Below are 3335 nucleotides of genomic sequence, written 5' to 3' on the forward strand. Positions count from 1 at the left end.
TGAAAGTTCATTGACATATTGAGATAAAGAGATACGAGAGAAAAAAAGAATCTTAAGTAAAGAGGGCCTTCCCGCCGCACGGGCGGGGCGGCCCGAGGACAGGATAAAAGAGCAAAAAGTACAATAAGCTGTATAAGGGCGCATGGGGGATGCCTGGGCTCCCAGAGGCGATGAAGGACGCGATAAGCTGCGAAAATCCGCGGGTAGTGGCACATACACTTTGATCCGCGGGTATCCGAATGGGGCAACCCACCACGCTGAAGGCGTGGTATCCCGAACTAGTTTCGGGAGGCGAACCTGCCGAACTGAAACATCTAAGTAGGCAGAGGAGAAGAAAACAAGAGTGATTCCGCCAGTAGCGGCGAGCGAACGCGGAACAGCCCAAACCGTGCCTGTTACGGCAGGCGCGGGGTAGTAGGACTGCGGGATTCGGTGCGTTATGAATTGGAACTGTTTGGAAAGACAGACCGTAGGGGGTGATAGTCCCGTACAAGAAAAGACCGTTACCGATAGCAGTATCCTGAGTAGTGCGGGGCACGTGAAACCCTGTACGAATCGGGCGGGACCATCCGCCAAGGCTAAATACTCCTGGGAGACCGATAGTGTACCAGTACCGTGAGGGAAAGGTGAAAAGAACCCCGAACAGGGGAGTGAAACAGATCCTGAAACCATGCGCCTACAAGCGGTCGGAGCCCTGAACTTGTTTCAGGGTGACGGCGTGCCTTTTGCATAATGAGCCTACGAGTTACTTTTACCAGCGAGGTTAAGGTGTTCGGCACCGGATCCGCAGCGAAAGCGAGTCTTAACAGGGCGCTTGAGTTGGTAGTAGTAGACGCGAAACCGTGTGATCTACCCATGGGCAGGGTGAAGCTGTGGTAACGCACAGTGGAGGCCCGAACCCGTTGACGTTGAAAAGTCTTGGGATGACCTGTGGGTAGGGGTGAAAGGCCAATCAAACTCGGAAATAGCTCGTACTCCCCGAAATGCATTTAGGTGCAGCGTGCACATAGTTTTATAGAGGTAGAGCTACTGATTGGATGCGGGGGCTTCACCGCCTACCAATTCCCGACAAACTCCGAATGCTATAAAACGTTTGTGCGCAGTGAGGGCATGGGTGCTAAGGTCCATGTCCGAGAGGGAAAGAACCCGGACCACCGGCTAAGGTCCCCAAGTGCATGCTAAGTTGGACAAACGCGGTCCGGTTGCTCAGACAGCTAGGATGTTGGCTTGGAAGCAGCCATTCATTTAAAGAGTGCGTAACAGCTCACTAGTCGAGCGACCGGGCATGGATAATAATCGGGCATAAGCATGCCACCGAAGCCGTGGTCCCGACGTCGAGTCGGGAGGTAGGGGAGCATTCCAAAGGGGCAGAAGGCCTGCCGCGAGGCGGGCTGGACCGTTTGGAAAAGAAAATGTAGGCATAAGTAACGATAATGCGGGCGAGAAACCCGCACGCCGAAAGACCAAGGTTTCCCCGGCTATGCTAATCAGCCGGGGGTCAGTCAGGGCCTAACGCGGACCCGAAAGGGGCAGTGGATGGACAACAGGTTAATATTCCTGTACCCGCACATAGATAAAAGTGACGGAGCAGCGGACATGGTGCGTGCTGACGGAATAGCACGTTGAATCCCGCGCGAGCGGGAGATAGTACGCCAAGGCTACGGCCGCGGCGATAACCCATGGTAGCGGCTTCCAAGAAAAGCGATATGTGCGGCCTGTACCGTAAACCGACACAGGTGGTTGGGATGAGTATTCTAAGGCGCTCGAGAGATTCATGGCTAAGGAACTAGGCAAAATAGACCTGTAACTTCGGGAGAAAGGTCGCCACGCCTTTGGCGTGGCCGCAGTGAAAGGGTCCAGGCGACTGTTTATCAAAAACACAGGGCTCTGCTAAATCGAAAGATGACGTATAGGGCCTGACACCTGCCCGGTGCCGGAAGGTTAAGGGGAGATGTTAGCTTCGGCGAGGCATCGAACTGAAGCCCCGGTAAACGGCGGCCGTAACTATAACGGTCCTAAGGTAGCGAAATTCCTTGTCGGGTAAGTTCCGACCTGCACGAATGGTGTAACGATCTGGACACTGTCTCGGCCATGAGCTCGGTGAAATTGTAGTATCGGTGAAGATGCCGATTACCCGCTGTGGGACGAAAAGACCCCGTGCACCTTTACTATAGCTTCGTATTGACTTTGGACAAGTGATGTGTAGGATAGGTGGGAGGCCTTGACCGCGTACCGCCAGGTACGTGCGAGCCGTTGTTGAAATACCACCCTTTGCTTGTTCGGAGCCTAACCCCGTTTTCCGGGGGACATTGCGTGGTGGGTAGTTTGACTGGGGTGGTCGCCTCCAAAAGAGTAACGGAGGCTTCTAAAGGTCCCCTCAGCACGCTTGGTAACCGTGCGCAGAGTGCAATGGCACAAGGGGGCTTGACTGGGAGACCCACAAGTCGATCAGGTACGAAAGTAGAGCATAGTGATCCGGTGGTTCCGCATGGAAGGGCCATCGCTCAAAGGATAAAAGGTACGCCGGGGATAACAGGCTGATCTCCCCCAAGAGCTCACATCGACGGGGGGGTTTGGCACCTCGATGTCGGCTCGTCACATCCTGGGGCTGGAGAAGGTCCCAAGGGTTGGGCTGTTCGCCCATTAAAGTGGCACGCGAGCTGGGTTCAGAACGTCGTGAGACAGTTCGGTCTCTATCTACAGTGGGCGTTAGAAATTTGGGTGGACCTGACTCTAGTACGAGAGGACCGAGTCGGACCAACCGCTGGTGCAGCTGTTGTCCCGCCAGGGGCACCGCAGCGTAGCTATGTTGGGAAGGGATAAGCGCTGAAAGCATATAAGCGCGAAACCCGCCACGAGATGAGATTTCTTTAAAGGGCCGTGGGAGACGACCACGTCGATAGGCCACAGGTGCAAGGGCAGTAATGTCCGCAGCCGAGTGGTACTAATAGCCCGTAGGCTTATGTACGCCAGTCCCCCGCCTTGGCAAAGGGCGGGGGGCGCCAACTCTTTTTTTTTACGTCCCGTTCCAGGGTGCTTTTTCGAAAACGCGTTCTTTATCTCGATATGTTAACTTATAGGCAGCGAAGCTGCAGTTAAAAAGTTACAAGTATAAAGTTGAAGGTGTTCTATTGCTTTATAGACTTTCTACATGAGAACTTTGTGACTAACAGTTTAAGGTGGTTACAGCGACGGGGCTCACCTCTTCCCATTCCGAACAGAGCAGTTAAGCCCGCCAGCGCCGATGGTACTACGCAAGTGGGAGAGTAGGTCGCCGCCTTCTTTTGAGCCCCGATGCCCGGACGGACATCGGGGCTTTTTTTTGCCCTTTTTTT

At 54.2% G+C, this 3335-nt stretch carries 2 rRNA genes; both read left to right on the plus strand.

From position 1 onward, the window contains the following. The first annotated feature begins 121 nt into the window (after positions 1–121). Positions 122–2967 (plus strand): 23S ribosomal RNA (locus tag UXI14_RS17915). Positions 2968–3175: 208 nt separating this feature from the next. Further along, positions 3176–3283, plus strand: a 5S ribosomal RNA gene (gene rrf / locus UXI14_RS17920). Positions 3284–3335: the final 52 nt, after the last annotated feature.

Source organism: Galbibacter sp. PAP.153, from assembly GCF_037029175.1.
In the GTDB taxonomy this organism is placed as follows: Bacteria; Bacteroidota; Bacteroidia; order Flavobacteriales; family Flavobacteriaceae; genus Galbibacter; species Galbibacter pacificus.